8 protein-coding genes are annotated in these 4292 nt (G+C 63.8%); 6 read left to right on the top strand and 2 right to left on the bottom strand.

Features of this window, described 5'->3' with window-relative positions; genetic code table 11:
• A partial coding sequence (locus JJ869_RS22335) for a hypothetical protein (protein WP_292270950.1) occupies positions 1-199 on the top strand: 199 nt, incomplete at its 5' end.
• Positions 200-391: 192 nt separating this feature from the next.
• On the opposite strand, the gene JJ869_RS22330 is transcribed toward JJ869_RS22335, so the two are convergent.
• Both JJ869_RS22330 and JJ869_RS22325 read right to left on the bottom strand, forming a co-directional pair.
• Positions 392-1141 (bottom strand): EcsC family protein, encoded by a 750-nt coding sequence (locus tag JJ869_RS22330; protein WP_292270953.1) that lies wholly within the window; start codon positions 1139-1141, stop codon positions 392-394.
• A gap of 31 nt (positions 1142-1172) precedes the next feature.
• On the bottom strand, positions 1173-1658 hold the full coding sequence (locus JJ869_RS22325; RefSeq protein ID WP_292270948.1) for an N-acetyltransferase: 486 nt from the start codon (positions 1656-1658) through the stop codon (positions 1173-1175).
• Between the two features lie 99 nt (positions 1659-1757).
• On the opposite strand from JJ869_RS22325, the gene JJ869_RS22320 reads away from it, so the two are divergent.
• The 5 genes from JJ869_RS22320 to JJ869_RS22300 all read left to right on the top strand — a co-directional run.
• Complete coding sequence (locus JJ869_RS22320) at positions 1758-2363, top strand: flavin reductase family protein (RefSeq protein WP_292270945.1); 606 nt, start codon at positions 1758-1760, stop codon at positions 2361-2363.
• 77 nt (positions 2364-2440) lie between these two features.
• Positions 2441-2791: a Lin0512 family protein gene (locus JJ869_RS22315; RefSeq protein ID WP_292270943.1), complete on the top strand. Its 351-nt coding sequence runs from the start codon at positions 2441-2443 to the stop codon at positions 2789-2791.
• Positions 2788-3132, top strand: a complete 345-nt coding sequence (locus JJ869_RS22310) for a Lin0512 family protein (protein ID WP_292270941.1) — start codon at positions 2788-2790, stop codon at positions 3130-3132. The genes JJ869_RS22315 and JJ869_RS22310 overlap by 4 nt, the downstream gene beginning before the upstream one ends.
• 60 nt (positions 3133-3192) lie before the next feature.
• Positions 3193-4077 (top strand): S-methyl-5'-thioadenosine phosphorylase, encoded by an 885-nt coding sequence (locus tag JJ869_RS22305; protein ID WP_292270938.1) that lies wholly within the window; start codon positions 3193-3195, stop codon positions 4075-4077.
• Positions 4078-4094: 17 nt separating this feature from the next.
• On the top strand, positions 4095-4292 hold a 198-nt coding region (locus JJ869_RS22300; RefSeq protein WP_292270935.1), incomplete at its 3' end, for a LysE family transporter.

The following is a 4292-nucleotide window of genomic DNA, read 5'->3' as shown; positions in this document are numbered from 1 at the left end:
CCGCCCAGAACCTCCGCAAACTGGCAAAGATCTTTCCTGCACCGCAGCAACCGCGAAACGCCTGACAGAAAAGGTGCTCGCGCAACGTTCAGCCGTCGATATTCTGCGCCAGCGAACGCCTGTTTTTCCACAGAATCGGCTCATAACGGACATTCCCAGCCCCGCCACCCTAACAGCACGCCCAAGCCATTCTGGCTGACCAAAGCCGGGTTTTCCGACCCGCGTGCTGTCAGAGCCTGTGAGGCGAACGGGTGCGCAATGCTCCGGTGCCGGATCATGATTGGATCATGACGCCCCGTCCGCTCATGCCCCCGAGTTCAACCGGGAACAAATGCAGAATCCGTCATTAACGTTAAGATAGGATGAACCGTTCGGACGATTTACGCCAAATTCAGACGGTTTTCACCGCACGGCGCAATTCCTCGACCAGCAGGGTCTCGGACATGCCGGAGTCAATCGCCAGCCGCCGCAGCCCGAAATGCACGTGGGCCATTTCCTGATAGTAGCTGGTATAGGCATAGTTCGTCGCCGCCCCGGCGGCCGCCCCAAGGATCGGCACGGTCTGCGCGGCCAGCTTCTGCCCCAGCACCGTCGCCAGTTTGGGGGCCACTGATTTCATGATCCCGTGCACGGCGGTCCCGGTCAGTGTTACCCGTGTGGTCAGGAACGCCATGTTCGCCCCGTCGTCATCGGCCAAAGGTCCGGCGCTTGCGAACACGGTCAGGCAGTCTGCCAAAACGTCAGGATCGTTGGGATCAAACTCATACTCCGCCGCGATGCCCTGAATGGCGCGGAGCAAAACAGTCGTCGTCACCGGCAGTTCCGCCAGCGCCGTCGGCAGCCCACCTGCCCCGCCAACAGCCCCCATGGCGGTTGTCAAAGCTGTGTTCAGCCAGCCCTTCTGGTCCGGCACCACCCCGCGCGACTGTTTCGCCGCTTGCATCGCCACCTTCAGCGCGCGCTCGGTCGCGCTTTCAAGACCAAGCTTCACCGGCTGCGGTAACCGTTCTAGCAGGTTCTCGGCCCGGCCCCCGATCATGTTGAGCACCTGCAGGCCCACTCCTCCCGCTGCCTTGTGGCGGCGGGCCAGTTGAGTGATCGCAGTCTGAGTATCAAGCGGCACGAGATCGGTTCCTGTCATACCGTACAAGTGGGGACGTTTTCCGTACGGTTCAAGCGTCACGCTGCACGATACCCGTCACACCGTCCCAGGCACCCGGCTCCAGTTCCAGCGCCAGAACGCGGTCGGGGTTGGTCGGCGGCGGCATCTCGACCCCGTCGATCTTCCAGAAGCCAAACCGTTGGTAATAGGGCGCATCCCCCACCAGCAACACCCGCGCCCAGCCCTCGGCCTGCGCCTGCGCAAGACTGTCCCGGATCAGTGCGCCGCCCAAGCCTTCGCCCTGTGCCGTAGGGTGTACGGCAACCGGGCCAAGCAGCAGAACCCTCTGCCCCGCCACCCGCACGGGCCAATACCGGATCGCACCGCCCAGCATCCCCTGATCGTCCCGCGCCAACCGACTCAGGCTGGCCACAGGCGGGATGTCGTCCCGAAGACGGTATGACGAAAGCGCCTCGCGGCCCGGTGCGAAACACAGGTCGTAGAGGGCTTCGACCTCCCACCAGTCGTCTTTGGTTTCCGGTCTCAGGGTGAACATAGAACCGCTCTTCGTTGATGCGCGGCACACCCCCGTGCATTCCGCTGCGAAACCGCCTATCACGCAGGGAAACAATCGGCAAACAGGGAGCTTGCCCAGATGTTCTATCGCCCCGAAGACGGCCACGGTCTGCCGCACAACCCGTTCAACGCCATCGTGACCCCCCGCCCCATCGGCTGGATCTCGACCCGGGGCAGCGACGGGCAGGACAATCTTGCGCCCTATTCGTTCTTCAACGCCGTGGCCTACGTCCCGCCGCAGGTGATGTTCGCCTCGACCTCGGCCAAACCGGATCGCGGCGACACCAAGGACAGCGTGGCCCAGATCCGCGACACCGGTGTCTTCGCCGTCAATATCGTCGAATACGCCATGCGCGACGCGATGAACCTGACCTCGGGCGCATGGGATCGCGACGTGGACGAATTCGCCCATGCGGGCATCGACAAGGCGGAGTGCGACACGATCAACTGCCCCCGCGTGGCGAACGCCCCCGCCACGCTGGAATGCAAACTGACCCAGATCGTCAAACTGCCCGGCGAGGCCAATTTCGCCGTCTTCGGTGAAGTCACCGGCATCCACATGCGCGACGATTGCATCGTGGACGGAGAATTCGACGTGCTGCGCTTCAACCCGCTGACGCGCATGGGCTACCGCGATTATTCGGTGATCCGCGAAAAGTTCAGCCTGAAGCGCCCCGGAGAATAGGTCACGTCTTGCACCCTATTGTTTCGCGCGCGAAACATTGGGTCCGATCCGGTCCTTTAGCAAAAGGTTAACACGATATGGCCGTCAAACGTCTGCTGACCGAATTCGGCATGGGGTCTTCCCTGCGCCGACAGGATTACACCGAAGCCGCCGCGCGGGCTGTGCGAGATGCTCTGTGGCACAATTCGATCAACCTTGCGGAACTCTACGGAAAGGACAAATCCGACATGCAGATCACTGTCGAAGTCGGCGTGCAGAACCCCGACGCGCTGGATACGGGTGCGATTGCTGCGATTTTCCCCTATGGCCAGGTCACTGTCATCGCCCGCAAAGGCGGGCTGGACGTGCCGCGCAGCGATGGCGGCAAGCCGACGGTGATCGCCAATGTCGCGATCTCGGTCGCACTCGATCTGGAGGGCGTGGCATGAGCGACCAGCGCTTCATCATCGAAATGGGCATGGGCAACGACCAATACGGCATGGACTACACCAAGGCCGCCGCCCGCGCGATCGAAGACGCGATCCGCCATTCCTCGATCCCGCTGTTCGACGCCACCGGTCTGCCGCACGACCAGATGCGCGTTCAGGTGACGGTGGGCGTGGCCGAGCCCGACAAAGTGGATTGCGCGGAACTGGCGAAGGGCCTGCCCCGTGGCCGCGCCACGGTCACAGCGGTCGAAGGCGGGCTGAACGTCACCAACCCCGACAGCGGCTCCACTTTGGTGATCGCCACTGCCGCGGTCGAGGCCTTTTTGCCGCGTCAGGGCTGACCGCTCTTGATGCAGCGGGGCCACGCTGCAAGACTGCGCTGAACCGGATCGGAGGCGCATATGGCAAGCCGCAAACTGGGTGTGATCGGCGGATCGGGGCTTTACGCCGTGGACGGGCTGCAAGACGCCGCATGGCACACCGTGGACACCCCTTGGGGCGCGCCGTCGGACCAGCTCTATTGCGGCACTCTGGATGGGCTGGACATCGTGTTCCTGCCCCGTCACGGGCGCGGCCATGTGCACAGCCCGTCGGAAGTGCCCTACCGCGCCAATATCGACGCGTTGAAACGGCTTGGGGTGACGGACGTGATCAGCGTCAGCGCCTGCGGGTCCTTCCGCGAAGAGATGGCGCCGGGCGATTTTGTCATCGTGGACCAGTTCATCGACCGCACCTTTGCCCGCGCCAAAAGCTTTTTTGGCGCGGGCTGCGTGGCGCATGTGTCGGTGGCCCACCCGGTCTGCGGTGGGCTTGGCAAAACCTGTGCCGAGGCCGCGCGTCAAGCCGGCGTCACGGTACATGAAGGCGGCACCTATCTCGCGATGGAAGGGCCGCAGTTCTCGACCCTGGCGGAGTCCAACCTCTACCGCGATCAATGGGGCTGTTCGGTGATCGGCATGACCAATATGCCCGAGGCCAAACTCGCCCGCGAGGCCGAGCTGTGTTACGCCAGCGTTGCAATGGTCACCGATTACGACTGCTGGCACCCGGGCCATGACGCGGTCGAGGTGACCGACATCATCCGCGTCCTGACCGGCAATGCCGACGCCGCACGGCGGATGATCAAGGCCCTGCCCGCGCTGTTGGGCACCGACCGCCCGGCCTGCCCCCAAGGTTGCGACACCGCGCTGGAACACGCGCTGATCACCGCGCCCGAGGCCCGCGACCCGGAGATGATCAAAAAGCTGGACGCGGTTGCAGCCCGCGTGCTTTCTGGGCGCACATGATCCAAGGCTGACTTCATATGAGCATCGACCTCTGGCTGACCTTTGTCGCCGCCTCGACCGCGCTGCTGCTGATCCCCGGACCGACCGTTCTGCTGGTGCTGTCCTACGCGCTGAGCCAGGGCAAGCGCGTGGCCATCGCCTCGGCCAGCGGTGTCGCCTTGGGCGATTTCATCGCCATGAGCCTCTCGCTCGCCGGGCTGGGCGCGCTGGTGCTG

Origin of the sequence: Marivita sp. (genome assembly GCF_017643905.1) — a bacterium.
Lineage (GTDB): Bacteria > Pseudomonadota > Alphaproteobacteria > Rhodobacterales > Rhodobacteraceae > Marivita.
The sequence above is the reverse complement of the archived record's forward strand: the minus strand, read 5'-3'. Positions and strand labels throughout refer to the sequence as shown.